This window comes from Nonomuraea sp. NPDC003804 (genome assembly GCF_040610675.1).
Taxonomy (GTDB): domain Bacteria; phylum Actinomycetota; class Actinomycetes; order Streptosporangiales; family Streptosporangiaceae; genus Nonomuraea.
On record NZ_JBEXMT010000035.1, the window covers coordinates 1 to 26,759 of the forward strand.

A 26,759-nucleotide genomic window follows, 5' to 3' on the forward strand; every position below is an offset into this window, starting at 1 on the left:
TCAGGGTCGTCCATCAGCAGGAACTCGCCGGGCGGCGCCGGCGGGATCTCCATGCCGGCGAGGTCCATCTGCGGGTGGTGGCGCATGAGTTCCTTGCGCGAGCTGAACCGCGGGTCGGCCAGCACCGCCCTGACCAGGTCGAATCCGGTGACCAGCCAGCCCTGGTGCCCGTCGGGGAAGGGGAAGCGGCTGATCGGACCGTGCTCGCGCGCCTCGATCAGCTCCTTGGGCGGGTCGAAGGGGCAGCCGGGCTGACGCGAGGTCGGCAGCGTGGTGACGGTGTGTTCCATGGCGTCCACCATCCCCGACCGCCCTGATACCGGGCCGTTGCCGTGCTGACACGGCGCTGACACGACACCGCATCAGACCCGATCCGCCGGTTTCGGGGTTGAGGGCGGGGCGGACACGACCGGACTTGGCTGGTGAGCGAGGGTGCCACCCTGGGATTGCCCTCGACCTCCGGTCAGGGCGCACGCTGATCGGACGAGCATGGACTCGCCCCGGACGCCGATCCCGACCGGTTCGGCGCCGCGCTCGTCGACGTCGAACGGCGCCTCGCCGGCCGGATCGACGATCTGACGGCGAGGCGCGACACGCTGCACCGGCTCGCCACCGGCGATCGGGCCGTACCACCCGACCGCGCCCGCGCGATCCTGGACCGGCTTCCCCGTCTCGATGTCACGACGGAGGGCGTGACGATGTGCCGAGAGTCCCTGGTGCACCGTCTCGCCCAGATCGAGGGCGGACTGGTGGCCGCCCTGTTCACTGACATCCCGTACGCTCACGCCCATGCCTGTCGATCTGACCGCATGCCACTGTGTCCTCTGCGACGACCCCGGCGAGCTGGATCGTCGTACTCAGCTGACGATCGAGAACGTTCAGGAGCACGGCTGGCAAGTCGTGATGATTCCCCATGACGAGCACGGGCCGGGTTGGGCCTTCACCATCGGGCTGTGGCACCACTACCGCTCACCCGAGTTGGCCATGTTCTGCCTGGACATCCACGACATGCAGACCTGCCTCAACGCCCTCGGCGACAAGGTGGCCGCCGGCCTGACGCTGGAGGCTGGTCAAGAGTGGCACGACATCGTCGACCGGCACCCCGTCGCTCTCAAGGCAGTCGACCATCGCTGGCATCGAGCCTTCTTCGGCACGGCGATCGACTTCTACCAGCGGCCGCCCTTCCCGTTCCTCCAGGTCGTATGGCCTGCCCCGGATGGCACCTTCCCCTGGCAACCGGAGGGGGACGACCGCTACCGCGACCACCAGCCCCACCTGTGGGTGAGACCCGACGAACACCTTCCCGGCGTATGGACGCAAGACCTGTGAGCACGCGCGACGCTTGAGGTGCCCTGCCCGGCGACTTGACGGATCACCCCGATCGGACACCTCGCAGGCGGCATTCGCCCCAAGCTGCCGGGTGTCGGCGGGTCTCAGGGGTTCGGCGCCGTGCCGGTCAGGCTCCCCGCAGCCCAGCTCACGATGGCGCAGCCCGCATGAGACAGCCCAGGCCGGGGAGACCTGGGCGTTGATCCTGTCCGTCAGGGAGTCAGGCCGTGGGTATCCATCCAGGACCGGATCGCCGACGCGATGGCCTCGGGCTGGTCCTCGGACGTGTGGTGTCCGGCGATCGCGTCGTGCGCGGCGATCTCCAGGTTCGCCATGGTGGCCGCGCACCAGTCGAGGAGCGCGGGGCCCATCATGGTGCCAGGACCGGGCCGGAAGGTGATCAGCAGCTTCGGCACCTCGACGCTGGTGGCCAGCCACGTGTCGTAGGCCTCGACCCTGGCCACGACGTCCTCCGGCTCGCCGCCCAGAGGCATCGAACGCGGCCATCGCAGCAGCGGCAGGCGGCTTTCCCTGGTCGGGTACGGCCGGCCGTACACCTCGAGGTTCTCCGGTGACATCGCGGTGGCCATCGTGCCGGGGAGGCCCTGGAGGAGGAAGGCGTTGTCGTCGAGGATCATCTTCTCTCCCACGCCGTCGGTCTTGATGGCCTGGAACAGCTCGCGGCCGCCCTCGGGGAACTCTTCCCAGGTCATCGGCTTGACGATGGTCTCGGTGAAGGCGATGCCGCTGACTCGGCCCGGGTGGCGTGCGGCCCAGTCGAAAGCCAGCGCGCCGCCCCAGTCGTGGCCCACCAGGACCACGTCGTCCAGCGCGAGGGCGTCGAACCAGGCTTCCAGGTAGCGGGCGTGGTCGGCGAAGGTGTACTCGACGTCCGGCTTGCCGGACTCGCCCATGCCGATCAGGTCGGGGGCCAGCAGGCGTCCCGGTCCCATGGCGGGCAGGACATGGCGCCACAGGTGGGAGGAGGTCGGGTTGCCGTGCAGGAAGACAATCGGTCTCCCGGCGCCGGTCTCCCGATAGAACATCGTGGAGTCGAGGACTTGCTGGTTCGGCATGGTGCATTCCTTCAGATGTTGAGTTGTGTCAGCCGGTGCACCGCGATCTCCAGGACGACCCTGCCGGGCGGAGCGGGTGGCGGCGAGAAGTAGCGTTCGGTGTAGCGGCGGACGGCCTCGGCCACCCGCGGCGGGTCGTCCGACACCATGGCGGAGCCTTCGAGGGTGACCCAGCGGTAGCCGTCTACTTGGCAGAGCGCGGCCCGACCGCCGGGCCTGGCGAGCAGGTTGCGTGCCTTGCGCGTCGTCGCGACGGTCAGCACCCGGGCCAGGCCCGCGGCGGCGTCCCAGGTGAACCGGACGGCCACGACGTGCGGGGACCCGTCGGGACGCAGCGTGGTGAGGGTCGCGACGTACGGCTCCGCCAGGAACGCGGCGACGCGCGGGCTCAGGGCGGCGGCCGGGGCGTTCATCGGAACGCCGCCACGTGGCGGGCCGCCCACTCGGCGAACGTGCGCGGCGCGCGACCCAGGACCCGCTCGACGTCCGGGCTGACCCGCCGCTCGGCCTCGGCCGGGTCGCCGAGGATGGCGAGCGTGCCCTCGACGACCGCCTCCGGCATGAACTGCAGCATCTGCGCCCGGGCCTGCTCGCGGGTCTGCTCCACGAACCGCACCTTCGCGCCCAGCGCCGCGGCGATCGCCGAGGCGCGTTCCCTCGGGGTGACAGGCTCGGGTCCGGTCAACTCGTAGACGCGACCGGCGTGCCCGGACTCCCGCAGCACCACGGCCGCGACGTCGGCGATGTCGGCCGGGTCGATGGTGGGCAGCCCCACATCGGAGAAGGGGGCGGCGGCCGTGCGTTCGGCGCGGATCGGTTCGGCCCAGGCGAGGGCGTTGGAGTCGAACCCGGTCGGGCGCAGGATCGTCCACTCCAGCCCGGAGGCCCGGACCGCCTCCTCGAAGGTGACCGCATGGCGGTAGACCTGCGGCCTGGTCCCGGCGCCCTGGGAGGACAGCAGCACCACCCGGCGGATCCCGCCCGCCTTGGCCACCTCGAGGATCTCCTGCGGCTCCTCGCCCGCCACCAGAAGGAACAACGCGTCGGCACCGGTGAAGGCCGCCTTCAGGCTCGCCGGGTCGGCCAGGTCGCCGGCGCTGTGCCGTACCCCTTCCGGCAGTGGCCCTGGGCGGCGGGACACCGCGGTCACCTGTTCGGCGGCGGCGGCGAGCGATCCGGTCAGCTCGCGTCCGACATTACCTGTGGCGCCAGTGACAACGATCATGGGAGGTCTCCGATGAGTAAGTTAGTTAGTTGGCTGACTGATTTGAACCGTAGCAGTCGCCGAAGGCAGGCGTCTACAGTTAGTCAGCCAACTTATTCGGCGGCGATGTCCCCGCCGTCATGCCGCCCTTCGGGTTGGCGGCCTCGGTCATCGCCGGGGTGGGTTCGGTGGAGCCGCGCAGGTGCACGCCCCGTCGACAGCACAGGCTTGATCGGCCGGACCGCCCGCATCGCGGGATCACGTTCGGACGGGACCGCTTGGGTTTGCCCATTGACGCACGTGGTCTTCAGGCGGGCGAAGCGTAGATCACGAAATTGTCACGGTAGTGGCCGGTTCGTCGGTCGAAAGGGCCCGCGCAGGTGATGAGTACCAGGCACGGCGGACCCGTGCGGGCGAAGACCTGCGCTGGAAGTTGCTCCTTGCGGTAGAAGCGGCGAGCGACGACGCGGTAGGAGCGGGAGCGTCCGTCGGCGGTACGCAGCAGCACCTGTTGTCCCAGCACCGCCTGGGTCAACCGGAAGAAGGCCCCAGGACCTTGCCGGACGGAGTCGACATGTCCAGCGATCACTACGCGGCCCGCGCCGGATCCAGGGCCGGCCCCGCCGCTCCACCAGCCCAGCACGCGCGCACTTGAGGGGACACGCAAAGCCCCGTGCGCGTCCACGCCGACCGGACGGATGTCCGCGCTGATCTGCAGGGCGGGAATGCGGAGGCGCACCGGCGGCGAACCTCCACCGCCGGCGCGCGAGGTGGACCCGGCCGCAGTCGGCGGGACGAGACCGGCCGCAGTTGACGGGACGAGACCGGCGTTCAGCGATGAGGGTGCGGAGGTGAGGGCGCTGCCGAGCAGTACGGTGCCGCCGCAGCAGGCGAGCACCGTACCGAGCAGCGTCATCGTCGCACCCGCCTGCTTCAGCGGTGCCTCACGCGGGCACGCCTCCACACCACGATGCCGGTGAGGGCGAGCGCCAGGCCGGCGGCGAGCACGCCGGAGCCGAGGCCCTGCTGCCGCATCGTCTCGGCGCCGGCCTGGCCGCCGTCGCCGGCTGGAACCGCCCGTGGTGCGCCCAGCGTCTTCTGCGCTTCGAGCAACCGGTCCAGATGCTCTTGGATGACTGGTGCGCTGGATGAGGCGATCTCCTTGGCCTTCGCCGAGGCGCCTTCCCGTAGTTCCCGCTCGCCCAGCTGCAGCGCCATCCGGTGTCCTTCGATCATCGCTTGCGTCCACGCCTGGTCGAAGGCGGCGCCGGACAGGGCTGCCAGCCGCTTGTGAGCGGCCCGCTGGTTCGCCGACGGTCGTGATGGCAGTGACACCCGCAAGGCGCGCGCGGTCTGCTTGAGCGCGGCATCGAGCCTGGTGTGGTCGGCGATGAGATCCGCTCCGATCGCCCGGACGACGTCGGCCTCCGCCTTCTCCTGTGCGGCGGTTCCGGCGGCGATCTCGGCGAGGTTTCTCTGGTGTGCCTGACGGAGAAAGAGTGTGTCCTGCTCAGGAACCTTGGCCGTCGCTGACGCCGCCAGGCCTGTGGCCAGGAGCAGCGTGGCGGCCGCGACTGCGACCGCTACGAACGGGACGCGCAGTGACATCCGAACCCCCCAACACCCGATTTGTGGGCCTTCTGCCCGTTTTGTCTGTTCCCGGGGGCTCGGGGGCACATGTGGACCACGCCACATTCAGTGACATCTGGTGATTATCTGATTACTGATCGCATGCACGGTTTGCTCCTGCCGCGCCTCGGGCGTGAGAGTCGTCCCGTTAGAAGATCGTGATCTTTCGTCGGTCACATCCGCTCGTTGTGACGGCTCATAGAAACGAACGGCACGTCCTGGGCGAGAGCATGAGGGGAGAACGAGGCGAAACCTGGCAGGAGCAGGAGCCGTGATCTGCTTTATCGCCGGAGCCGCAATGAGCCCTTTCCGTCTTCGTCCGTCGGGTCTCCCGAGAGTGCCGACGTGCTCGAGTCGGGCGGGTTGTTTCGCGATGGTTGCGGTCGCACCCGCAAGGCCACCAAGAGTCGAGCACTGATCAAGGAGCTCCCGGCTTCGACCCTCGACTGCATGGTCGGCGTGATGATGAAGTACGGCGATCAGCCCACCTTGCGGGACATCGTCGACGGCAAGCTGGACGTCAGCAACGACTTCAAGGCCTTCGGCGCCAAGGAGAAGCAGGTCCAAAGAGAAATGAGCGACTGTGCATAGTGCCGTCCGGCGCTGAAAGGCTGAAGGCCCCGCTGCGCCTGATGGTCACCCGAAGCTATGAATCACAAGAGTCCCTGAGTGGGGGAGGGGCGCAATCCACGATGAGACATGGCTGCGCCTCTTCCTGGGTTGCCCGGCCCTGCCGAGCCCGGGTCCGGTACCGCCTCATGGAGACGCCATCTGCCCGCCGCTCAACACACGGGCGGCTCGGCAGGGTGGTGACGGACAGAAGAAGGTTCTGGAAGTCTGTGCGCCGCTGGATGTCGAGAATGTGGTGTCGGCTTCGTCCCAGGGACACGAGTGGCCACGGTGGGCCGCGTGACGAAGAGGGAGAACCACCATGAAGTACCTGCTGCTGAAGCACTACCGAGGCGGCCCCACCCCCGCTGTCAACTGTGTGCCGATGGACCGATGGACGCCGGAGGAGGTCGACGCGCACGTGCAGTACATGAGCGACTTCGCGGCCCGCCTGGAGGAGACGGGTGAGTTCGTCGACGGACAGGCACTGGCGCCCGAGGGCGCGTTCGTGCGGTACGACGGCGAGGGGCGCCCACCGGTGACCGACGGACCGTTCGCCGAGACCAAGGACCTCATCGCCGGCTGGATGGTCATCGACGTGGAGTCCTGGGATCGCGCGGTCCAGCTGGCCGGGGAACTGTCCGCCGCTCCCGGGGCCGGCGGCGAGCCGATCCACGAGTGGCTCGAGGTCCGGCCGTTTCTCGCCGAGGCGCCCACGGCGACCGAGTGACCGAGGAACGAGTGACCGAGGAACGAGTGACCGAGGTACGAGTGACCAGGTGAAAAAGTGAAAGAGTGAAAGAGTCGCTGCTGCGGGAGCTCGTGCCCGGGGTGATCGGTGTCCTCGTCCGGCGCGGAGCCGACTTCGCGTCGGCCGAGGACGCCGTGCAGGAGGCCCTGATCCGGGCGCTGGAAACCTGGCCGGACGATCCACCGCGCGATCCGAAGGCATGGCTCGTCGCGGTCGCGTGGCACAGGTTCCTCGACGCCGCCCGTGCCGAGGCGTCGCGGCGGGGGCGCGAACTGGCCGTGGAGGTCGAGCCTCCCGCCGGTCCGGTGCCCGCCACGGACGACACGCTGCGGCTCTACTTCCTGTGCGCGCACCCCACCCTGCCGCAGACCTCGGCCGTCGCCCTGACGCTGCGCGCGGTCGGTGGCCTGACCACGCGGCAGATCGCGACGGCGTACCTCGTCCCCGAGGCGACCATGGCGCAGCGGATCAGCCGGGCCAAGCGGCGGATCGCGGGGCTGCCGCTCGACCAGCCCGGCGATCTGGGGACGGTGCTGCGCGTGCTCTACCTCGTCTTCAACGAGGGGTACAGCGGAAAGGTCGACCTGGCGGCCGAGGCGATCCGCCTCACCCGCCAGGTCGTCGCCTTGACCGACGAGCCCGAGGTCGCGGGGCTGCTCGCGCTCATGCTGCTGCACCATGCGCGCCGCTCGTCTCGCACCGGCCCGGGAGGTCGCCTGGTGCCGCTCGGTGAGCAGGACCGCTCGCGCTGGGACACCGGCCTGATCGCCGAGGGGGTGACGACCCTGCAGGCCGCGCTGGCCCGCGACCGGCTGGGCGAATACCAGGCGCAGGCCGCGATCGCCGCCCTGCACGCGGACGCCAGGACGGCAGCCGAGACGGACTGGGTGCAGATCGTGGAGTGGTACGACGAACTGCTGCTCCTCACCGGCAGCCCGGTGGTGCGGCTCAACCGCGCGGTGGCGGTCGGGGAGGCCGACGGACCGCAGGCCGGCCTGGCGGCGCTGGCTGACGTGCGCCCCGACCTGCCGCGTTACGCCGCGGTGACGGCATACCTGCACGAACGCGCCGGGAACCTCGAGCATGCCGCCGAGCTGTATGCCGAGGCATCCCGCGCCGCTACCAGCGTGCCGGAGCGCGACCACCTCACGCGGGAGGCGGCACGGGTGCGGCAACTGCTGCGTCCGTGAGCTCCGCCTGGGCGAGGCGACGTCCGCGCGGTCGGATGGCGTATCGAACGGCGAAGGGCCCCGTCGCCGCGGCGGTCGATGCCGCGCGGCCTAGGATCGGGCCATGCCCTTGACCGTGAACGACGTCGACCGGTTCGAGGCTTCCAGGCCGCGCCTGGAAGCCATCGCCTACCGTCTGCTCGGCTCCGCCGGGGAGGCGGAGGACGCCGTGCAGGAGATGTTCCTGCGCTGGCAGGCCGCCGACGTCGACCGTATCGAGGTCCCCGAGGCCTGGCTGACGAAGGCCCTCACCAACCTGTGCCTCAACCAGCTCGCCTCCGCGCGGGCGCGCCGCGAGACCTACGTGGGCCAATGGCTTCCCGAGCCGCTGCTCGCCGGGGATTCGATGCTCGGCCCGGCCGAAACCGCCGAGCAGCGCGAATCGGTCTCGTACGCGGTCCTCACCCTCATGGAGCGCCTTTCCCCCAACGAGCGGGCGGTGTACGTGCTGCGGGAGGCCTTCGACTACCCGCACCGGGAGATCGCCGAGATCCTCGACGTCACCGAGGCCGCCAGCCAGCAGATCTTCCACCGCGCCAAGAAGCACGTCGCGGACGGCAAGGCCCGCACCGAGATCGACGAGGCCACCGCCCGGCGGATCGTCGAGGAGTTCCTGGCGGCCGCCACCAGCGGCCGGACCGAGCCGCTCGTGCGCCTGCTCACCGCGGACGCCGTCTCCGTCGGCGACGGCGGCGGGAAGGTCCCGGCCCGCGCCAAGGCATTCGAGGGCGCCGTCGCGGTCGCGAGGTTCCTGTGGGGCCTGTTCAAACCCGGCAAGGCGAAGCGCGCCCTGGTCGGCGGCACATCCGAGATCTACGCCTGGACCGCCAACGGCGACCCCGCCGTCGTGGCCGTCGTGGACGGCCGGGTCGTCGGCGTCATGTGTCTGGAGGTCACCGCCGAGGGCATCGCCGCATTCCGTCACCAGGTCAACCCCGACAAGCTCGAACGCGCGACCGCGCAGTGGGCGGCCACCGACCACGGGGAGCCCCTGTTCAGCGTCTGACCCGTCATGTGAGGTGTTTCACATCGCGTTCCTGTCAGGAAACGGCGGGCTGCCCGGTTCAAGGGGCGAACCCGCGTAGGACAGGAGCAAGGACATGCAGCACCGCATCGTCGTCCTCGGAGCCGGATACGCCGGAGCCGTCGCCGCCGGCCGCCTCGCCAAGCGGCTCCACCGCGAGGACGTGGCCATCACCCTCGTCAACGCCGAGCCCGACTTCGTCGAACGCGTCCGCATGCACCAGCTGGCGGCCGGCCAGGACCTCAGGCCCCGGCCGTTCAGCGAGATGTTCGCGGGCACCGGCGTCGAACTGAGGCTCGCGAAGGTCACCGGCGTCGACGTCGACCGCAAGACGGTCGCCGTCGTCGACGCGAACGGCGCCGGAGAGCTCGCCTACGACACGCTCGTCTACGCCCTCGGCAGCGGCTCGAACGCCCAGGACGTCCCCGGGACCGCCGAGCACGCCTATGAGATCGCCGGCCGCCCCGGAGCGCTCCGGCTGCGCGAGCGCCTGGCCCGCCTCGACGCCGGGCAGGCCGTGGTCGTCGTCGGCGGCGGTCTCACCGGGCTGGAGGCCGCCACCGAGATCGCCGAGGCCCGGCCGGACCTCGACGTCGCCCTCGTCGCCCGCGGCGGCCTCGGTGACTGGCTCTCGCCCAAGGGCCGCGAGCACCTGCGCAGGGTCTTCGGCAAGCTCGGGATCACCGCGCACGAGCACGCCGCCGTCACCGGCGTCGAAGCCGATCACGTCGCCACCGCCGACGGCAAGGTCATCCCGGCCGCGGTCACCGTGTGGACCACCGGCTTCGCGGTCCACCCGATCGCGAAGGCGACCGCCCTGGAGGTCGCCGCCAGCGGCCAGATCGTGGTCGACGGGACGATGCGCTCGGTCTCGCACCCGGACGTGTACGCCGTCGGCGACGCGGCCATGGTGACGGGTCCCGGCGGCAAGCCGCTGCGGATGTCGTGCGCCTCGGGAACCCCGACCGCGTGGCAGGCCGCCGGCGCGATCGCGGCGCGCCTGACCGGCGGGAAGCTCCCGAACGTGCCGATCCGCTACTTCAACCAGTGCGTCTCGCTGGGCCGTCAGGAGGGCTTGATCCAGTACGTCACCGCCGACGACCGCGCCGTGCGGGCGGTCCTGACCGGACGGCTCGCCGCCGTCTACAAGGAGCTGATCTGCAAGAGCGCCGCATGGGCCGTCGCCAACCCGACGCTCCGGCTGCCGACCCGGCGCCGCCGCGTCACCCGGCAGCGGGCCGCGGCGGTCTCGGCCGTCGGGGAGACGGCGTAACCTTCGGTCCGGCCTCGCCAAGGGGCGGGCACAGGTTTCCCCTGTCCCGACGCCTGGGCGGACAGGCGCGGCGCGGGCCGGCTCGCCTGTCCGAGCGGTCGTGCAGCGCCTCACCCCATGGTTTCCAGCGTTCGGGTCGCCGCCGCGATCTGCCGATCCACCGGCTCGTCGTTCAGCAGCGCGGCGCCGACCCCCTCGACGGCGAAGGTCGCCGCCCACACGCGTGCCCTCCGGTACGTCTCGCCGTCGACGGCCGCCGCGACCGCCTCCCACCCGTGCCAGGCGAGGCAGGCGGCGTCGACCGCGGGGTCGAAGGGCGAGGCGAGGTCCCAGTCGAGGACGCCCACCACGGCGCCGTCCGGCCCCCAGCGCACGTTGTCGCCCGCCAGGTCGCCGTGGACGAGCCGGGCCGGCACCGGCCCCAGCCCGGCGGCGGCCTCGATCCTGCGCCGCGCCTCGCCGCGCACGTGACCCGGCAGCCTGGGCAGGACTTCCTCGAGGAGCAGTTCCTCCCAGCGCTCCCGTCCCGCGTAGGCGTGCGGGACGTCCAGCAGGTCCTCGACGGCGGCGACGTCGACGGCCGCGAGAGCTTCCAGGAGTCCGCGCAGCCGTACGGGATCGCCGCTGCCCTTGGGGTGCGCGGCGCCGCCGACCCAGCTCAGCGCCACGGCCGCGAGGCCGTCGACCGTCGTGACAGGACCGAGTGGCTCGGGCACGCGGAACGGGAGGTCGAGCGCGGCCAGGCGGGCCAGCAGCGCCGTACGCCTGGGCAGCTCGGCCGCGGCGCTCTCGTGGCGCGCCACCCGTACGGCCGCCACGCCCGGCAGCAGCACGACGTCGTGGAACTGCCCGCCGGCCAGGACGGCGCCGTCCACGGGCGTCCCCGGCAGGACCGCCGCGGCGATCTCGATCAGCCGATCCCTCATGCGCCCGCGCCGCCGAGCCTGTCATGCCGACAGCCGTTGTCCCGCATCCGCCCTCCGAGCCTTGCCGAAGTGTCGATCATGCAGGACGGCGCCCAGCCGCGGCAAGGCGGGTCGCCCGGGTGGGTCTCAGCCGGGACGGCCGGCGCCGTCGGCGTGCCATCCGATCCCGAGCGCTAGTCCTCGGGCAGCGTCTGGCCCAGCTTGCGCAGCAGGTCGGTGAGGGTGCTTCGCTCCGAATCGGTCAGGCCGGAAAGCAGCTGGGTCTCGTGGCGCACGTGGGCCACGATGGCGTCGTCGATGACCTGCAGGCCTTGGTCGGTCAGCTTGACCAGCCGGCCGCGCGCGTCGTCCTCGGCGGCTCGGCGGGCGACCAGCCCGGCCCGCTCCAACCGGTCCACCCGCTTGGTGACCGCCCCGGAGGTGACCATGGTCGCCCCCCACAGCTCGCCGGCGGTCAGCTCGTACGGCTCGCCGGCGCGGCGCAGCGTGGCCAGCACGTCGAACTCGCCCCGGCCCAGGTCGTAGCGGGCGAAGACGCGCAGCAGCCGCTCGTGGAAAGCCCAGTGCAGCCGGCTGATCCGCCCGATCACGTGCATCGGGCTGGGGTCGAGGTCAGGCCGCTCGCGGCGCCACTGCGCGACGATCCGATCCACGCCGTCAGGGTCGGTGGGCGTTGTCATGCCTTGACTATAGCTTCCCCGGAAAATAAGTTATCTTCCGTGGAAGATAAATGCCGCAGCGGCCGGCGCCTCACCGGGGGTGTGACGGCGCTGGCGCCGGCGATCTGGGGGAGCACCTATCTGGTGGCGACCGAGTGGTTGCCGCCGGACCGCCCGCTGCTGGCCGCCACCGTGCGGGCGCTTCCCGCGGGTCTCATCCTGATGGTCTTCGCCCGCCCGCTGCCGACCGGGATCTGGCTGTGGCGTGCCCTGGTGCTCGGGACGCTCAACATCGGCGCGTTCAACTTCCTGCTGTTCGTCGCGGCCTACCACCTGCCAGGGGGTACCGCGGCGATGATCATGGCGGTGCAGCCGATGCTGGTCCTGGTCCTGGCGGCGCTCCTCATCGGGGACAGCATCCGGTACCAGCAGGTGGCGGCCTGCGTCCTGGGCGCAGGCGGCGTGGCGCTGCTGGTGTTCAAGGGAACGGCGGCAGCCGATGTCGTCGGTGTGGCGGCGGCCCTGGCCGGAGCGGCCTGCATGGCTGCCGGCATCACGCTGACCAAACTGTGGGGACGCCCGGCCGGAGTGGGGCTCCTTCCCTTCACCGGCTGGCAACTCGTCGCGGGCGGACTCGTGTTGTCGCCCTTCACGCTGGCCGTCGAAGGGCTGCCGACCGCCATCAGCGGCACCAACATCATCGGGTTCGGCTATCTGATGTCCCTGGGCGCCGTCATCAGTTATGCGATCTGGTTCCGCGGGATCGAACGGTTGCCGGCGCCGGCGGTCTCCTTCCTCGCCCTGGTCAGCCCGATCGTCGCGACCCTCCTCGGATACCTGTTCCTCCGTCAGACGCTGTCGGTTCCGCAGCTGGCCGGAACCGTGGTGATCATCGCTGCCGTCCTGCTCGCGCAACCCTGGCCGGGCAAGGCAGGGGGCGGCGCCCGCGTGTTTCCCCTGACAGCGACACCCCCGGTGGAAGGGAAGCGTTCATGACGGCGCGCGGGCGACATTCAGCGCACAGATTTCGGGCGCCATCGCCGTTCATCCGGACAAACAGAGAGAAGCAATGACCACACAGACCACACACGATGAGCACCCGCGGCTGGTCATGGGATTCGCCAACGGGGTGTTCTGGGCCATCGGCGTGAGCATGGCGATGCGCCTCGTTCCGGGCCGCTCGCCGCCGCGCCCGACACCTTCGAAGCGGCCATGTCACTCAACACCCTGGGATACAACACGGCCATCGCGCTCGGAGCGTTCTTCGGTGGGGTGTTCGCCGACAACGTGGGTGTCAGGAGTGCCTTCTGGTTCGGTGTGGCGCTGATGGCGGCTTCGCTGGCCGTCACCCTCGGCACTCGCCCAAAGACCTCGGCCGCCCTCCCCGAGGATGTGATGGCCGCCGGTGGATGAGCCGGTCCCATGAGCGAGCAGGGCGCACGCCGCGACGGCGTGCGCCCAGGGGAGTGCGTTCCCCGGCTACGCGTCGCGGGAGGGGGCGGTCCGGCGGACGACGAAGCCGGCCAGGAGGCACATGGCGCCGGCGACCGCCATGCCGGATGCCGGACCCAGCGCCGCCATCACCCCGGTGGCCGCCGCCAGGGTGAGTGTTTCCACGCTCATCCGCGCCGTGCTGAACAGTGCGGCGCCCGCCCCTCCGCGCTGGGAGGGCACGTGGGTCAGCGCCTGCCCGTCAGGGACGCCTTCGGTCAGGCCGAGACACAGTCCGACGACCCCGGCCGCGGCGAGAAGAACGGCAGGATGGTCGGTGACCTGCAGGACGAGCGCGGTGGCGGTGCAGGCCGACAACGCGGTTGTCACCAGCGGCCGAGCCGCCCGGCGGGCGAGCCGCGCGGCGACAAGCGGGAGAACCGTGGACGGCACGGTCAGCAGGCTGAGCATGACCGCGGCCTCGCCTGGGCCCATGTCCCGGACGGCGGCGAGCTGCGGGAGCACGGTCAACCCCACCACGAGCATCCCCATGAAGGCACCCGTCGCCAGGGCGTACGCCCGGTAGGCGGGGATCCGCAACAGGTCCACGGGGATCGCGGGACGGGACGCGCGCCGTTCCACGCGGACGAGCCCGGTGGCGGCGGCCGCCGCGACGAGGACGAGTGCGCCCGGCCCCCACCAGGGGACGCCGGTCCCCAGGCCCAGCCCGAGTGCGGTCACCGCGGCGGCGATGGTCAGCCCGAACAGGACGGCTCCGGCACGGTCGAAGCCGTCGGGCACCTCGGGGCTGCGAAGACCCGGAAGCCCGAGTGTGGTCAGGGCCGCGACGGCGGCGACGGCCGCCGGCGCGACGAAGACGAGGGGCCAGCCTCCGACGGCCGTGAGGGCCTGGGCGACGACCGGTCCCAGCGCCAGGCTGCTGCCCAGCACGGCGCCCGCGTAGCCGTACACCCGAGGACGCTCCTCCGGCGGGTAGACGGCCAGGACCATCGAGGATCCGCCGGCGGCGCACATGGCCGCCCCGACGCCGGCGACCGCGCGAAGGGCGACCAGAGACGGCAGGTCCGGGGCGAAGGCGGACAGGATCCCGGTGGCCGCGACGACGATGTTGCCGACGGCGAAGAACCGGGTGCGGGCGGTGCGATCCGCGCTCGCCCCCGCCAGCAGAAGGGCCGCGGCGAAGAGCCCGTTGTAGGCGAGGACGATCCACGGACCCAGGGCGTCCGCACCTGGGAGCCGCGCGCTCACATCGGGGACGATCGCCGTCGCGCCGGTGATCGCGAGCGGGAAGACCGCGGTGGAGATGAGGTCGGCGACAAGGACACGCCGACGTTGACGAAGAGACAAGGCGAACACGGATGCGCTCCGGAACAAGGGAATTCCGAGCGCCACGAAGGCGCTCCCGGCCACAGGGTCAGGAGCGACGGCGAGAACTGGGGTTTTGCGCCGTCGCTCTCAGCGACGGCGCACCTTGTCCGTTTTCGACACGGGCACACGCTAGCACCGACCTCGGGCCGAGCCGCCCTCGTGCATCCGCCTACGAGACGGTGCCGTGCCGTCCTGGAGGGGGTGGCCGCCGCGCCACGGGCGCCGCCCGCCCTCTCCTCCCGTGTCCTAATTCGGTACTGGTACCGATATTCATACGGATATCTTGTCCGCCAGTTCGGATCTACTGTCAAGCCGCCGAACACCCCCCGCCCTCCACACGGCCCGCTCAGGAAACGGGCCGGCGTGGACGGCCGCATGAAAGGACTGGCGAGTGAGACGCAGATCCGTTCTCGCGGCAGTCGCCGGGCTGGCGACCACGACTGCGCTGGTGGTCAACCCCGCCGCCGCAAGCGCGCCTCCCGGCGTGAAACCCCAGCAGAGCCTGACAGCGGGCAACGATCCCGCGAGCCTGGCCGCGAAGGCGGCCGACCAGGCCGTCTCCAGCGGCCTGGACGAGTTACGCAAGGGACCTGACGAGACCTACTGGCGCCGCGCCGTGACGGCCGGCGCCAGTGGCATGTTCTACGTCTCTTACGACCGCACCTACAAGGGCCTGCCGGTCGTCGGCGGCGACGCGGTCGTCGTCACCGACTCCGAGGGGCGGGTGCGCGACACCACCGCCGCCTCGGGCCCCGCTCCCCAGAACCTGAACGTCCGGCCGCGGGTGTCCGCCGAGCGGGCGATCGAGGTCTCCAGGGGGAGGCTGTCCAAGGTCGACGACAGCGAGGCGCCCCGCCTGGTCGTGCTCGCCTGGGGCGGGCAACCCAGGCTGGCGTGGGAGACCGTCGTCTCCGGCGTCGCCGACGGCAAGCCGAGCCGCCAGCACGTGTTCGTCGACGCCCGCACGGGCCGGGTCGCCGACTTCTACGACGAGGTCAAGGCCGGCACGGGCAACGGCAACTACTACCCCGGCGTGACCCTCGACACCAGCCAGTCCAGCGGCACCTACCGGATGGTCGACACCTCCCGCCCCGGCATCCAGTGCGGCGGCCAGAACGGCCAGCCGTACACGGGAACCGACGACACCTGGGGCAACAACTCCGGCACCGACCTGGAGACCGCCTGCGTCGACGCGCTGTACAGCGTGCAGCGGGAATGGGACATGCTGCGCGACTGGCTCGGCCGCAACGGCATCGACGGCCAGGGTCGCGGATTCCCCGCCAGGGTCGGGCTCTCCGACGTCAACGCCTACTGGAACGGCAGCTACACCAACTTCGGCCACTCCCAGGACAACCAGCGCCAGGCGACCCCGATCGACGTCGTCGGCCACGAGTTCGGCCACGCCATCTTCCAGACCACTCCCGGCGGCGCCGGGTCCGGCAACGAGAACGGCGGCATCAACGAGGGCACCGGCGACATCTTCGGCGCCCTGACCGAGCACTACGCCAACAACGCGAGTGACCCGCCCGACTACGAGGTGGGCGAGGAGGTCAACCTGGTCGGCGACGGCCCGATCAGGTACATGTACAACCCGTCGCGCGTCGGCGACCCGAACTGCTGGTCGACCTCGATTCCCAACACCGAGGTGCACGCGGCGGCCGGCCCGCTCAACCACTGGTTCTACCTGCTGGCCGAAGGGTCGGCGCCGGGCGGCGGCAAGCCGCCCAGCCCGATCTGTTCCGGCGGGCCCTCGTCGGTGACCGGCGTCGGCGTCCAGAAGGCCGGCAAGATCTTCATGGGCGCGCTGGCCCGCAAGACCTCCTCCTGGCGGTACGCGAACGTCCGCTCCGCGTCGCTGGCCGCGGCGGCCGAGCTGTACGGCGCCAACAGCCCCGAGTGCGCCACCACCAAGGCGGCGTGGAACGCGGTGAGCGTGCCCGCGCAGGCCGGCGAGCCCACCTGCACCGGGCAGAGCCAGGACTTCTCCATCAGCACCAACCCGGGCTCCGGCACCGTCCAGGCAGGGCAGTCGGCGACCACCACCGTCGGCACCCAGACCACGGCGGGCGCCGCGCAGACGGTGAACCTGACCGCCTCCGGGCTCCCCGCCGGCGCCACGGCCACGTTCAACCCCACCTCGGTGACCAGCGGGAACTCCTCCACGCTGACGATCGCGACGACCGGTTCGACGCCGGCCGGCACCTTCACCGTGACCGTCACCGGCACCGGCCAGACGGCGACCCACACCGCCACCTACGCCCTGACCGTGGGCGGCGGCCCCAACCCGACCGACCCGCCGGACGTCAGCCTGGCCAACGTGAAGGCGCACCTGGCGCAGCTGCAGACGATCGCCACGAACAACGGCGGCAACCGCAGGTCCACCGGCCCCGGCTACACCGCCTCGGTCACCTACCTGGAGGACAAGCTGCGCGCCGCCGGGTACACGGTCGTACGGCAGAACTGCGGCTCCACCTGCAGCTCGGGAGCGGGACCCAACCTGATCGCGGACTGGCCGGGCGGTGACGCCAACCAGGTGATCATGGCAGGCGCGCACCTCGACAGCGTCTCCGCGGGACCCGGCATCAACGACAACGGCTCGGGCTCCGGCGCGCTGCTCGAGGTCGCGCTGACACTGGCCGCCAAGAACCCGACGATGGCCAAGCACGTCAGGTTCGGCTGGTGGAGCGACGAGGAGCAGGGTCTCAACGGCTCCGAGGGCTATGTCGCCTCTCTCAGCTCGGCCGAGCGCTCGAAGATCCAGGTCTACCACAACTTCGACATGGTCGGCTCGCGCAACGGCGGCTACTTCATCAACAACATCACCACCACCGCGGCCACCCACCTCAAGGCGTTCTACGACGCGCTGAACCTGCAGCCGGAGGAGAACACCGAGGGCGCCAACCGCTCCGACGACGCCTCCTTCCGCAACGCGGGCATCGCGACCTCGGGTGTGGCGGCCGGCGCCAGCAACACCAAGTCGTCGGCACAGGCCGCCAAGTGGGGCGGCACGGCAGGCCAGGCCTACGACTCCTGCTACCACGCCTCCTGCGACACCACCACCAACATCAACGACACGATCCTGGACCGGGCCGCCGACGCCTCGGCGTACGCCATCTGGAAGCTGGCGGTGGGCACGCCCACCTCGCGTGACTTCTCCGTCGCGGTGAACCCCTCCTCGGGCACCGTCCAGGCCGGCCAGGCGACCACCACGACGGTGGCCACCCAGACCACCGCGGGCACCGCGCAGACGGTCAACCTGACCATCACCGGCCTGCCCGCAGGGGTCACGGTCAACTTCAACCCGTCGTCGGTGACCTCGGGCGCCAGCTCCACGCTGACGATCACCACCAGTGCCGGCACCCCGGCGGGCAACCACCAGCTGACGATCGTCGGCACCGGCGAGACGGGCAGCCACACCACGGTGTACACGCTGACCGTGCAGACCTCCCAGCCCGGGCGCACCTTCCGCAACGACACCGACTACCGCATCAACGACTTCTCGACCGTCCAGAGCCCGATCACCTCCACCGCCAGCGGTAACGCCGTCTCGCCGGTGAAGGTCTCGATCACCAGCACGCACACCTGCATCGAGGACCTGGAGATCTGGCTGCGCGGCCCCAACGGCGCGTGGTACAAGCTCAGGTCGGCCGGCGGCACCTCCTGCTCGGTCTTCGGCACCAGGAACTTCTCGGTGCCCGTGACCCAGCCGGCGGCCGGCACCTGGGTGCTGGAGATCGAGGACGTCTACTTCCTCGACAACGGAATCCTGGACTCCTGGAGCATCACCGTCTAGGAGGCACCCGTGGTCCCGGCCGGATCCTCGGCCGGGACCACGATCTCGGTGCGCGAGCGCACCCCGAGCTTGCGCAGCAGGGTGGCCACGTGGGTGTCGACCGTACGGCGCGACAGGAACAGCACCTCGGCGATCTCCTTGTTGGTCCGGCCGAGCGCGACCAGCCTGGCCACCTCCCGCTCCCGGGGCGACAGCAGGCCGGAGGCCCTGCGGCGCATCCCGGGGGTGGGCACGCCGCACTCGCGCAGCTCGTGACGGCATCGGGCGGCGTCACGGGTGGCGCCCAGCGCGGTGAAGCGTTCGGCGGCCTCGGCCAGCGCCGCGGCGGCGGCCGTACGGTCACCCAGGGCGAGCCTGGCGCGGGCCTCCGCCTCTCCCGCGCGGGCCGCGGCGTAAGGCTGCGGCATGGCGGCGTAGGCGGCCCGCGCCAGCGCGAACTGCTCGGCGGCGCTCTCGTGCCTGGCCTGCGCGCTCTCGACGGCGCCCCGCGCGAGACGCACCGCGGCCGCCGCGGACGGCGCCGCCCTCCCGGCGATCCCCTCGGCGAACAACGACGTCAGCTCGGCCGCCTCGGTCACCCGGCCGACCTCGACAAGCGCGGTGACGGCGGGCGGCACGACCTCGTCGCCCCAGACCCACACCCCCTTGTCGCGCAGCCTGGCCACCGCTCTGCCCGACTCCGCCACCGCGCGCGCGAGTTCGCCCCTGGCCAGCAGCAGCTCGATGAGGCCGCCCCACGCGGCCAGCACCAGCGGCAGGTAGCGTTCGCCGGGGTCGTCGAGCCCCGCCGCGCGCAGGCGGGCGGCGGCCTCGGCCCACTCGCCCGAGGCCAGCGCGAGCCGGCCGAGCACGTAGTGCGCCTCCATCGCCGCCACCGGCGACTCCTCCACGGCCTCGGTCGCGGCGGCCGCCCTGGCCGCCAGGCCGTCCCACCGGCCGGTCATCAGGTCGACGCGCAGCGTCACCCCCTGGGCGAGCTGGGCGGGGAAGAACGCCCCCGTCTCCTCGGCCAGCGTGCGCACCTGCCTGCCGTACGTCTCGGCCTCGGCGTAGCGGCCCAGGTTGGCCGCCATGTCGTACAGGTTGCAGCAGCTGCGCGCCACCTGCCTGCGGACGGCGGCCGACGGGTCCGTGGCGGGCAGCGCGGCGGCCAGAGCGCCGGCCTCCGGCGCGCCGACCGCCATGGCCAGCGCCGCCCTGTTCCCGCGCACCGCCGCCGCGAGTTCGGCGTCGTCGGAGGTGGCGGCCAGCTCCTCCGCCCACGCCATCCACTTCTCGTGCGTCGGCAGGCTCTCCTCGCCCCACGCGGGCATCGCCAGCGCGGCCAGGCCTCTCGCCGCCAGGGGCCGGTCGCCCAGCTCCTCCACGGCTGTCAGGATCGCCGAGCGTCCCGCGGCCACGTCGCCGCCCTGACCGAACAGCATCAGCCCGAGCGACAGCCGCGCCTCGCCGCGCAGGTCGCGGGAGAGCCGGTCGTCGGCGAGCAGGTGCCTGAGCAGCCTGATCACCCGCGGGTAGGACAGGCCGGCCAGCGACAGGCGGCCCAGCATGAGCACCAGCGCGGCCTGCTCGGATTCCGGCAGCTTGGGGTCGGCGAGCATCTCCTCCAGAACCTCGACCGCGAGAGGGGTGTCGCCCACGGCCGCCGCGCGGGCCGCCGCCGCGGCGCCGTACCTCAGCCAGGCCGCCGTGTCGCCCGACCTGCGCGCGTGGAAGGTGAGCTGGACCAGGGGCGGCGGGTCGCCCGTGGCCAGCGTGGCGACGGCCCGCTCGTGGGCGAGCCTGCGGTCGGGGCCGGGGATCGTGTCGTACACGGCCTCCTGGGCGAGGGTGTGGCGGAAGCCGTACCTGCCGTCGGGGTACTCGTGGAGCACGCCGAGCCGCAGCGCCTCGACCAGCCCGCCCGCGTCGCCGGCCACCGCGGCGAGCTGCGCCTCACCGACCGGCAGGCGCAGGACGGCCGCGGCCCGCACGATGCCAAGAGCCGCGGGGGAGAGCCTGGCCAGCCGCTCGGTCATCGACTCGCGCAGCAGCAGCGGCACCCCCGCGCGGTCGAGCGCCTCGGGACGCCGGTCGTCGCCCAGCGAGCGCACCACCTCCTCCACCAGGAACGGGATGCCGGAGGTGCGCTCGTGCAGCCGGGTGACGAACTCCGGCGGCAGCTCGGGCCGGTCGAGCAGGGTGGCCGCCAGCGTGCCGACGTCACGGGCGTCGAGCGGGCCGAGGGGGATCAGCACACTGGTGGCCTCGGGCGACTGGCGGTAGGAGGCGACGAGCGGCAGCCCGGCGGCGGGCAGGTCCTGCCTGCGGTAGGTCAGGACGAGCGTGAGCCCTTCCGGGGGCCTGCGCCGCAGGAAGTGCAGCAGGTCCTGGGTGCCGTCGTCCGCCCAGTGCAGGTCCTCGACGACGAGTACGGCGGGGCCGGCCGCGGCCAGCAGCTCGTGGACGGCGCGGAACAGCCTGTGGCGTTCGGCTCCGGGGTCGGCCAGCTCGGCGGGCGCCGGGGGCAGCACGTCCGACAGTTCGGGCAGGTGGCCGCGCAGCGCCCCGGTCACCGGGTTGAGCCGCCCCACGGGAGGCAGCCGGTCCGTCAGGTCGCGCAGCGCCCCGGTCACCGGGTTGAGCCGCCCCACGGGAGGCAGCCGGTCCGTCAGGTCGCGCAGCGCCTCGAAGACGGGGCCGTAGGGGAACGGCTCGCGCAGCTGGTGGCAGTGGCCGAGCAGGAGCGTGCTGCCGGTTCCGCGCGCCTGAGCCGCCGCGTGCACCAGCGTGGTCTTGCCGATGCCCGGCTCTCCCTCCACCAGGGCCACCGACGGCGGGTGCGTCATGGCCTCCAGGAGGGCCTGAAACGCGGTTTCACGCCCGACTAACCCGCCCATATCGCGCATGAACGACTCCGAACGGCTAGGTGAATCCTCCCGGAGGGTATCCATTCAGGACACAGCCATCAATCCCGCAACATTTCACCTGTGGTGCGATAACCACCCGAATCGGGCACGCCGCCGGAAGGCGGGCGGGCGCCGTCACGGCGGCCGCCGCCCACCCCGGATCCCGCCATCCGGGCCGGTCAACCGGCGGACCGCCCCGGCGGGTCACATCACGCGGTCTCGGCCGGGCGGGTGGACAGCGCCAGCACCGCCGCGGCGACCGAGAACGCCGCGACCACGGCCAGCGCCCGGGTCAGCCCCAGTCCTCCCGACAGCGCGCCGGTCACCGCCGAGCCGGCCGCGCCGCCGACGAAGAACGTCAGGTTGAGCAGCCCCATCCCCACACCGCGTAGCTGGATCGGAAGCCGCGCCGACATCTCGCCGGTCAGGACGACCTGGGTGACGGCGAAGGCCGACAGGCTGAGCGAGGCGGCGGCCACCACGGCCCATGGCCCGGCCGCGCCGGTCGCGGCGACGGCCAGCGCGGCGGCGGTGACCAGCGCCGTCGCGGCCAGCAGGCGGCGCCGGCCGCCGGGGTGGAACCTTCCCGCCGTACGGGCGAGGACGGCGCCCACGACGGCGCCGGGCAACAGCGCCGCCCCGATGGCGAGCACGCTCCAGCCGTGGGATCGGGCCAGGATCTGCGGCGCCGCGTACATGGTGGCGAACAGCCCGGCGAAGACGCTCGCGCCGATGGCGACCGCCGCCAGGAACGCGCGGTCGGTGATCACCGCGTGGGGGAGGAAGCCGTCCGCGTGGCGCCGGGTCCACCAGGCCAGCGCGGCGGCGGCGGGGACGAGGCAGCAGACCAGCGCGACGACCAGCGCGGCGGGCAGTCGCAAAGTCCCGGACTGGATGGCCACCAGGAGCGTGGTCGCGACCAGTGTGAGCAGGGCGGCGCCGGTCACGTCGAGGCTGCGGCCGGTCCCTGCCCGCCGTACCAGGGGCAGGCAGAGGGGTACGGCGGCCAGCGACAGCGCCGGGAGGATCAGCGTCGCGCGCCAGGAGACCCACGTCGCGACGACACCGCCGACCAGGGTGGCGCAGGCCGCGAACGCCGCGATGACGACGCCGTACCCGGCCAGGACGCGGAAGCGGCGGTCCGGCGGCACCGCCGCGGCCAGGGCCGCCCCGCCGGCGGCCATCGCGCCGGATCCGGCCGCGAGGACCAGCCGCCCGGCCACCAGAACGCCCAGCCCCGGCGCGGCCAGGCAGATGATCGCCCCGGCGCCGAGCAGGAGCGCGCCGATCCAGAGCGCGACGCGCAGGCCGCGGGTGTCGGCCAGGCGGCCGAAGACGGCCGTGCCCACACCGAGGGCCAGCGCGTGGGCGGTCAGCACCCACGCCACGGCGTCCGGCTGCGCCCGCAGCTCGGCAGCGACCTGGGGGAGCGCCACACCGGCCGCCGTGACCCCGAAGACCGCGGGCCCGAAGAGCGCCCCCAGGCGCAGCGCGGTCGACAGCGGTCCGTGATCCCTGTCCGGTGCCGAGACGCCCGTGGTCGCGATGGTGTGTGACATGCGAACTCCTTGCTCAGCGGGGCCAGACGGTGGCGTCGAGGAAGTGCACGTCGTACCGTTCCTGCTCGGGCAGCAGGCTCTCGAAGGAGTCCAGCCCGTGCTGGATGCGCCCGAGAGCGCGGAAGTAGCCGAAACGGTCGACACCGGGTGTCAGGACCGCCAGCAGTTCGGCGGTGCGGGCGGGCGCCGCGCCGAAGGCGTGCGGCGTCCGTGGCGGCACCACGACCACGCCGCCCCTGCCGACCCGCGTCGTGGCGCCGTCGAGCCAGAACTCCAGCTCGCCGTCGACGACGTAGAACAGTTCCGTGGACCGGACGTGGTGGTGCGGGCGGGCGCCGACGGCGCCTTCGCCCAGCACGAGGCGGTTGGCCCCCAGCGCACCACCGGTATGGCCGGCGTCGGCCAGCAGGCGGAAACCGCCGCCGTCCGGCAGGGCCACCTCCTCGGCCTCCTCCGGGCGCACGACAAGCGCTCCACCGATGGACGTCATGGTCATCTCCTTGATCGAGAGCGGGCTTTCATTCGATCGCGGGAACATCACCGGAGCCACCGGCAGTTGTCACCTGCAGAAATCACCGATCGCGATAAATCGGGGTAACGCGTGGAGCTTCGCCAGCTGCAGTACTTCGTGGCGGTGGCCGAGGAAGGCGGGTTCGCCCGCGCGGCCGAGCGGCTGAGCATCGTGCAGTCGGCGGTCAGCCAGCAGATCCAGCGGCTGGAGCGGGAACTGGGCGTGCGGCTGTTCGACCGCTCCACGCGGCACGTGAGCCTGTCCGGTGCGGGCGAGCGGTTGCTCGCCGAGGCCCGTGCCGTCCTGGCCGCCGCGGATCGCACCAGGCAGGTGGCCGCCGACATCGCCGCGGGCACGGACGGCGTGCTCCGGCTGGGCGTCATCCAGGGGCCGGGTGACCGGATCTTCCAGGTGCTCGCGGAGCTGTCGCGCCTCGCTCCGCGGCTGCGGGTCAGGCCGCGGCGGCTGCCGCTGGCCGAGCGGCTGGCCGCGGTGCGTTCCGGGGAACTGGACGCCGCGTTCGTCCGGGCGATGACCGCGGCACCGGGGCTGGAGCTGCTCCCGGTCTGGACCGACGCCCTGTACGTCGCGCTCCCCTCGAGCGATCCCCGGGCCGAGGCGCCCGACCTGCGGTTGGCGCACCTGGCCGACCTGCCGCTCCGCCTCGCGCCACGACAGGACAATCCCCCGTTCCACGACCTGGTCGTCGGGACGATGCGCGCGGCCGGCGCCGAACCCACGCTCGGGCCGCCGTTCACCGGCTTCCAGGAGACCCTCACCGCGATCGGCGCCGGGACACCGTCGTGGACGGTCTTCTACGAGGTCAACGGGCTGCCGGTGCTTCCGGGCGTCACGCTGCGGCCGCTGGCCGAGCCCGCCCTCACCACGTCGCTGGCCGTACCCCCGGGCCCACCGGGGCCCGCGCTGCCGCACCTGCTGAACGCGCTCGCCCGCGTCGCCCCCGCCTGACGCGAGCCGCGGTGAGCCTGGCCCAGCGCGGGGTCCATAGCATGTGCGGAGAAGAGCGGGCAGATGAAGCCGTGGAACCGCGGTGAGCCGCTGCTTCACCGGTACGGCCCGGGAGCGCGACCGGCCACGGCCTGACGGTCATATCCCTCCACATCCGAACCTTTACCGCATGCGGCGCGTCACACCTGGAACATGTGACAGCTGAGGTTGGAGGGACGAGTGGTATTAGATCGCAGGTTGGCCGCCGTGGTCATGGTGATGACCGCGGCGTTCGGCGTGGAGGGAGCCGCGGCGGAGGTCCAGGCCCGTCCTGCTCCGATGGCCCGCGTCAGCACCGCGGCGGTCGGCGTGGTCACTCCGGCCGCGGTGTCCACAACGGTGGGTTCGGCGCCGGCCGAGTGCGTCCGCGTCAAAGGCGCGAGGGCGTGCGTGGGAGTGGACCAGGGCTCCCTGCCCGGCATAACGATCGAGGACACGCGCAAGGACAGGCTCCACGCCGCGGTCGAGTACTACCAGAACGGCTACCTGGGCACGAAGTACGTCATCCACAACCTCGCCCGCAAGGGTGAGATCAAGGGAAACCGCCGGATCGGCAAGACCGTCACGTTCAGGGCCGCCGTCTACAGCGGTGATGAGCGGATCAGGGTCAGCGCGTGGCGGACGGTCCCCGACGTCACCAAGAACCCCGTCAAGCGGGAAACCCGCGTGACCCCGGCCGGTGCGCGGGCCCGCTCCGAGATCTGCACCTCGACGAAGGGCGCCGCCAGCATGTGCTTCGGCGGGAAGAAGACCTCCGTCTACGCGTGTGACACCGGCGCCGACCGGCACCAGGCGCGGGCGGAGTACTTCCTGGACGGCGACCCCACGGCGCGCTTCGAGATCCACCAGCTGGCCGGGCTGAACACCTGCGGGAAGGCCGTGCACGACGACCTTCCGGTGAGCATGTACCGCGCCTCGGTGTTCGACGACGACCGCCAGGTGGCGACACGGCTGTACAAGTACAACTAGGGCCTGCCCGACGGTCCCGGGCAGGCCGGCGGCCGCGGATCCGGAGGACGCCGTCGTCCGTCCGCTCCGCGATGACCGCCGGTCCGCCCTCGCCCGCGGGCGGACCGTCTCACGAGATGAGCACGGGGTGGTTGCTCCGGATGACTCCGGCAGGGTCCCGACGGCGCTTGATGTCACGCAGCCGCGACATGACGTCCCGGGGGAAGGCGGCGGCGGTCTTCTCCCCGCCCCCCAGATAGGTGTACGGCTTGCGGCCGGTGGTGTGGGCCATCAGCGCGCGCGAGATCTCCGCCTGCCGTTCCCTGACCGCCTGTGCCGCCTCAGGAGTCGGGACGGGGCCGAGCAACCCCAGCAGGTACGGCTCCGCCAGATGGCCGCACGCGCCGGAGCCGGGGGTCGGGCGGCTCAGGGCGCCGCCGAGGTGACGCACCTGCACCGCGGCCAGCGGCGCGATGCCGCCTGCCGCCGCGAGGAGGTCGGCGGCCACGTCGTCGTCGAGCCCGACCAGCAGGTCGCCGCGTTGCATCCCGGGCACGGGCTGGGTCGGCTCGGCGCAGATGCCGCCGAGGGCGTCCAGCGCCATGGGCGCGCGCGTGTCGAGGATCGTGCCCGGGATGGTCTCGAAGCGCTGGAGCAGGGCCCGCGCCTCGTCGTCCGCGCCCAGGTACGTGGTGTCGATCGCGACGGCGGCGAGGCCGCGCAACGGCTCGGGCACGTGGGGGAGCGGCGGGAACCTGAGCATGGTGAACCAGACGGTCAGCTCGTCCGGGGCCGTGGCGGTGACCTCCCTGAAGGCGTCCAGCACCTGCGGGGCGCGGTCGGCCGGCCACAGCAGCCGCCCGCCGTACAGGACGGGCGCCGGGTGCAGGTCCACCTCCATCGAGGTCACGAGCGCGAAGTCGCCGCCTCCGCCGCGCAGGGCCCAGAACAGGTCCGGGTCCGACTCCGCCGTGACGTGGGCGCGAGCGCCGTCGGCGTCGACGACGTCGAACGCGCGCACGGCGTTGGCGGCCAGCCCGTACCGGCGGCCGAACCAGCTCATGCCGCCGCCGAGGGTGTAACCGGTGACGCTGACGACGGGGGAACTGCCCGGCAGGCCGGTCAACCCGTGCTTGCCGGTCGCGAGGAGCAGGTCGCCCCACTGCACGCCCGCCTCGACCTGGGCGATCCGCTGCTCCGGCCGGACGTCGATCCCCCGCAGGCGTCCGGTGCGGACCAGGATGGTCCCGTCGAGATGGGACGAGGCGCCGTGCCCGCCGGCCTGCGCGGTGACACCGACGCCGTGCAGCTTGGCGTAGCGGATGACGGCGGCGGCGTCGGCCGCGTCCTCGATCTCGACGACCGCCCGTACCTGCTGGTCGATCGCCCGGTTCCAGGGCAGCCTGGCGGTCTCGAACGCGTCGTCGCCGGGCGCGAGGACACGGCCGCGCACCACGCGGCGCAGGTCGGTTCCGATGGATGTCACACGTTCCTCCTGATCACTGCGGCATTCGCGCCATAGC

General features: G+C 72.2%; 24 protein-coding genes and 1 pseudogene. 11 read left to right on the forward strand and 14 right to left on the reverse strand.

The genetic code is table 11. The features are described from left to right. A pseudogene (locus ABZX22_RS36620) lies at positions 1-290 on the reverse strand (cytochrome P450); the annotation flags it as partial. Positions 291-362: 72 nt separating this feature from the next. Next, positions 363-791: a hypothetical protein gene (locus tag ABZX22_RS36625; protein WP_354918796.1), complete on the reverse strand. Its 429-nt coding sequence runs from the start codon at positions 789-791 to the stop codon at positions 363-365. Here ABZX22_RS36625 and ABZX22_RS36630 point away from each other — a divergent pair. Further along, entirely contained in the window at positions 790-1,329 is a 540-nt protein-coding gene (locus ABZX22_RS36630; protein ID WP_354918799.1) for a DUF4262 domain-containing protein, read from the forward strand. The two genes, ABZX22_RS36625 and ABZX22_RS36630, sit on opposite strands and share 2 nt — an antisense overlap. 212 nt (positions 1,330-1,541) lie before the next feature. Here the strand turns inward: ABZX22_RS36630 and ABZX22_RS36635 are convergent, their stop codons facing one another. From ABZX22_RS36635 to ABZX22_RS36655, 5 genes are all read right to left on the reverse strand, one after another. After that, a complete protein-coding gene (locus ABZX22_RS36635; protein ID WP_354918802.1) occupies positions 1,542-2,405 on the reverse strand; it encodes a haloalkane dehalogenase in 864 nt (287 codons plus the stop codon). Positions 2,406-2,416: 11 nt separating this feature from the next. Continuing rightward, complete coding sequence (locus ABZX22_RS36640; protein WP_354918805.1) at positions 2,417-2,818, reverse strand: TIGR03618 family F420-dependent PPOX class oxidoreductase; 402 nt, start codon at positions 2,816-2,818, stop codon at positions 2,417-2,419. Then, complete coding sequence (locus tag ABZX22_RS36645; protein WP_354918808.1) at positions 2,815-3,630, reverse strand: NAD(P)H-binding protein; 816 nt, start codon at positions 3,628-3,630, stop codon at positions 2,815-2,817. The genes ABZX22_RS36640 and ABZX22_RS36645 overlap by 4 nt, the downstream gene beginning before the upstream one ends. Before the next feature lie 286 nt (positions 3,631-3,916). Further along, positions 3,917-4,525 (reverse strand): class F sortase, encoded by a 609-nt coding sequence (locus ABZX22_RS36650; RefSeq protein ID WP_354918811.1) that lies wholly within the window; start codon positions 4,523-4,525, stop codon positions 3,917-3,919. Positions 4,526-4,542: 17 nt separating this feature from the next. Continuing rightward, complete coding sequence (locus tag ABZX22_RS36655) at positions 4,543-5,217, reverse strand: DUF4142 domain-containing protein (protein ID WP_354918814.1); 675 nt, start codon at positions 5,215-5,217, stop codon at positions 4,543-4,545. Positions 5,218-5,583: 366 nt separating this feature from the next. Between ABZX22_RS36655 and ABZX22_RS36660 the strand changes: the two genes are divergently transcribed. The 5 genes from ABZX22_RS36660 (at position 5,584) to ABZX22_RS36680 (ending at position 10,124) form a co-directional block, all read left to right on the forward strand. After that, a complete protein-coding gene (locus tag ABZX22_RS36660; RefSeq protein ID WP_354918817.1) occupies positions 5,584-5,829 on the forward strand; it encodes a hypothetical protein in 246 nt (81 codons plus the stop codon). Positions 5,830-6,169: 340 nt separating this feature from the next. Further along, entirely contained in the window at positions 6,170-6,577 is a 408-nt protein-coding gene (locus tag ABZX22_RS36665; protein ID WP_354918820.1) for a YciI family protein, read from the forward strand. A gap of 65 nt (positions 6,578-6,642) precedes the next feature. Further along, positions 6,643-7,788, forward strand: coding sequence for a DUF6596 domain-containing protein (locus tag ABZX22_RS36670; RefSeq protein ID WP_354918823.1), 1,146 nt, complete (start codon positions 6,643-6,645; stop codon positions 7,786-7,788). A gap of 103 nt (positions 7,789-7,891) precedes the next feature. Beyond that, entirely contained in the window at positions 7,892-8,833 is a 942-nt protein-coding gene (locus ABZX22_RS36675; RefSeq protein ID WP_354918826.1) for an RNA polymerase sigma-70 factor, read from the forward strand. Between the two features lie 94 nt (positions 8,834-8,927). Further along, positions 8,928-10,124, forward strand: coding sequence for an FAD-dependent oxidoreductase (locus ABZX22_RS36680; RefSeq protein WP_354918829.1), 1,197 nt, complete (start codon positions 8,928-8,930; stop codon positions 10,122-10,124). A gap of 110 nt (positions 10,125-10,234) precedes the next feature. Here the strand turns inward: ABZX22_RS36680 and ABZX22_RS36685 are convergent, their stop codons facing one another. Then, positions 10,235-11,050, reverse strand: coding sequence for a phosphotransferase (locus ABZX22_RS36685; RefSeq protein ID WP_354918832.1), 816 nt, complete (start codon positions 11,048-11,050; stop codon positions 10,235-10,237). Between the two features lie 173 nt (positions 11,051-11,223). Further along, complete coding sequence (locus ABZX22_RS36690; RefSeq protein ID WP_354918835.1) at positions 11,224-11,730, reverse strand: MarR family transcriptional regulator; 507 nt, start codon at positions 11,728-11,730, stop codon at positions 11,224-11,226. 81 nt (positions 11,731-11,811) lie between these two features. Between ABZX22_RS36690 and ABZX22_RS36695 the strand changes: the two genes are divergently transcribed. Together ABZX22_RS36695 and ABZX22_RS36700 are read left to right on the forward strand one after the other, a co-directional pair. Further along, positions 11,812-12,705, forward strand: a complete 894-nt coding sequence (locus ABZX22_RS36695; RefSeq protein ID WP_354918837.1) for an EamA family transporter — start codon at positions 11,812-11,814, stop codon at positions 12,703-12,705. Between the two features lie 216 nt (positions 12,706-12,921). Further along, positions 12,922-13,122 (forward strand): hypothetical protein, encoded by a 201-nt coding sequence (locus ABZX22_RS36700; RefSeq protein ID WP_354918840.1) that lies wholly within the window; start codon positions 12,922-12,924, stop codon positions 13,120-13,122. 66 nt (positions 13,123-13,188) lie between these two features. On the opposite strand, the gene ABZX22_RS36705 is transcribed toward ABZX22_RS36700, so the two are convergent. Further along, complete coding sequence (locus ABZX22_RS36705) at positions 13,189-14,517, reverse strand: MFS transporter (protein WP_354918843.1); 1,329 nt, start codon at positions 14,515-14,517, stop codon at positions 13,189-13,191. A gap of 403 nt (positions 14,518-14,920) precedes the next feature. On the opposite strand from ABZX22_RS36705, the gene ABZX22_RS36710 reads away from it, so the two are divergent. After that, positions 14,921-18,322, forward strand: a complete 3,402-nt coding sequence (locus ABZX22_RS36710) for a M28 family peptidase (protein ID WP_354918846.1) — start codon at positions 14,921-14,923, stop codon at positions 18,320-18,322. On the opposite strand, the gene ABZX22_RS36715 is transcribed toward ABZX22_RS36710, so the two are convergent. From ABZX22_RS36715 to ABZX22_RS36725, 3 genes are all read right to left on the reverse strand, one after another. Next, a complete protein-coding gene (locus ABZX22_RS36715; protein WP_354918849.1) occupies positions 18,319-21,210 on the reverse strand; it encodes an AAA family ATPase in 2,892 nt (963 codons plus the stop codon). The genes ABZX22_RS36710 and ABZX22_RS36715 overlap by 4 nt on opposite strands. Before the next feature lie 209 nt (positions 21,211-21,419). Then, positions 21,420-22,769 carry an MFS transporter gene (locus ABZX22_RS36720; protein WP_354918852.1) on the reverse strand — a complete coding sequence of 450 codons (1,350 nt, stop codon included), beginning with the start codon at positions 22,767-22,769 and terminating at the stop codon, positions 21,420-21,422. Between the two features lie 13 nt (positions 22,770-22,782). Beyond that, on the reverse strand, positions 22,783-23,259 hold the full coding sequence (locus tag ABZX22_RS36725) for a cupin domain-containing protein (RefSeq protein ID WP_354918855.1): 477 nt from the start codon (positions 23,257-23,259) through the stop codon (positions 22,783-22,785). Between the two features lie 111 nt (positions 23,260-23,370). Here ABZX22_RS36725 and ABZX22_RS36730 point away from each other — a divergent pair, with 111 nt between their 5' ends. Next, on the forward strand, positions 23,371-24,249 hold the full coding sequence (locus tag ABZX22_RS36730; protein ID WP_354918858.1) for a LysR family transcriptional regulator: 879 nt from the start codon (positions 23,371-23,373) through the stop codon (positions 24,247-24,249). Between the two features lie 219 nt (positions 24,250-24,468). Then, entirely contained in the window at positions 24,469-25,257 is a 789-nt protein-coding gene (locus ABZX22_RS36735) for a hypothetical protein (protein WP_354918861.1), read from the forward strand. A 109-nt stretch (positions 25,258-25,366) separates the two neighbouring features. Here ABZX22_RS36735 and ABZX22_RS36740 read toward each other — a convergent pair whose 3' ends face one another. After that, entirely contained in the window at positions 25,367-26,722 is a 1,356-nt protein-coding gene (locus ABZX22_RS36740) for an FAD-binding oxidoreductase (RefSeq protein ID WP_354918864.1), read from the reverse strand. Between the last annotated feature and the right edge of the window lie 37 nt (positions 26,723-26,759).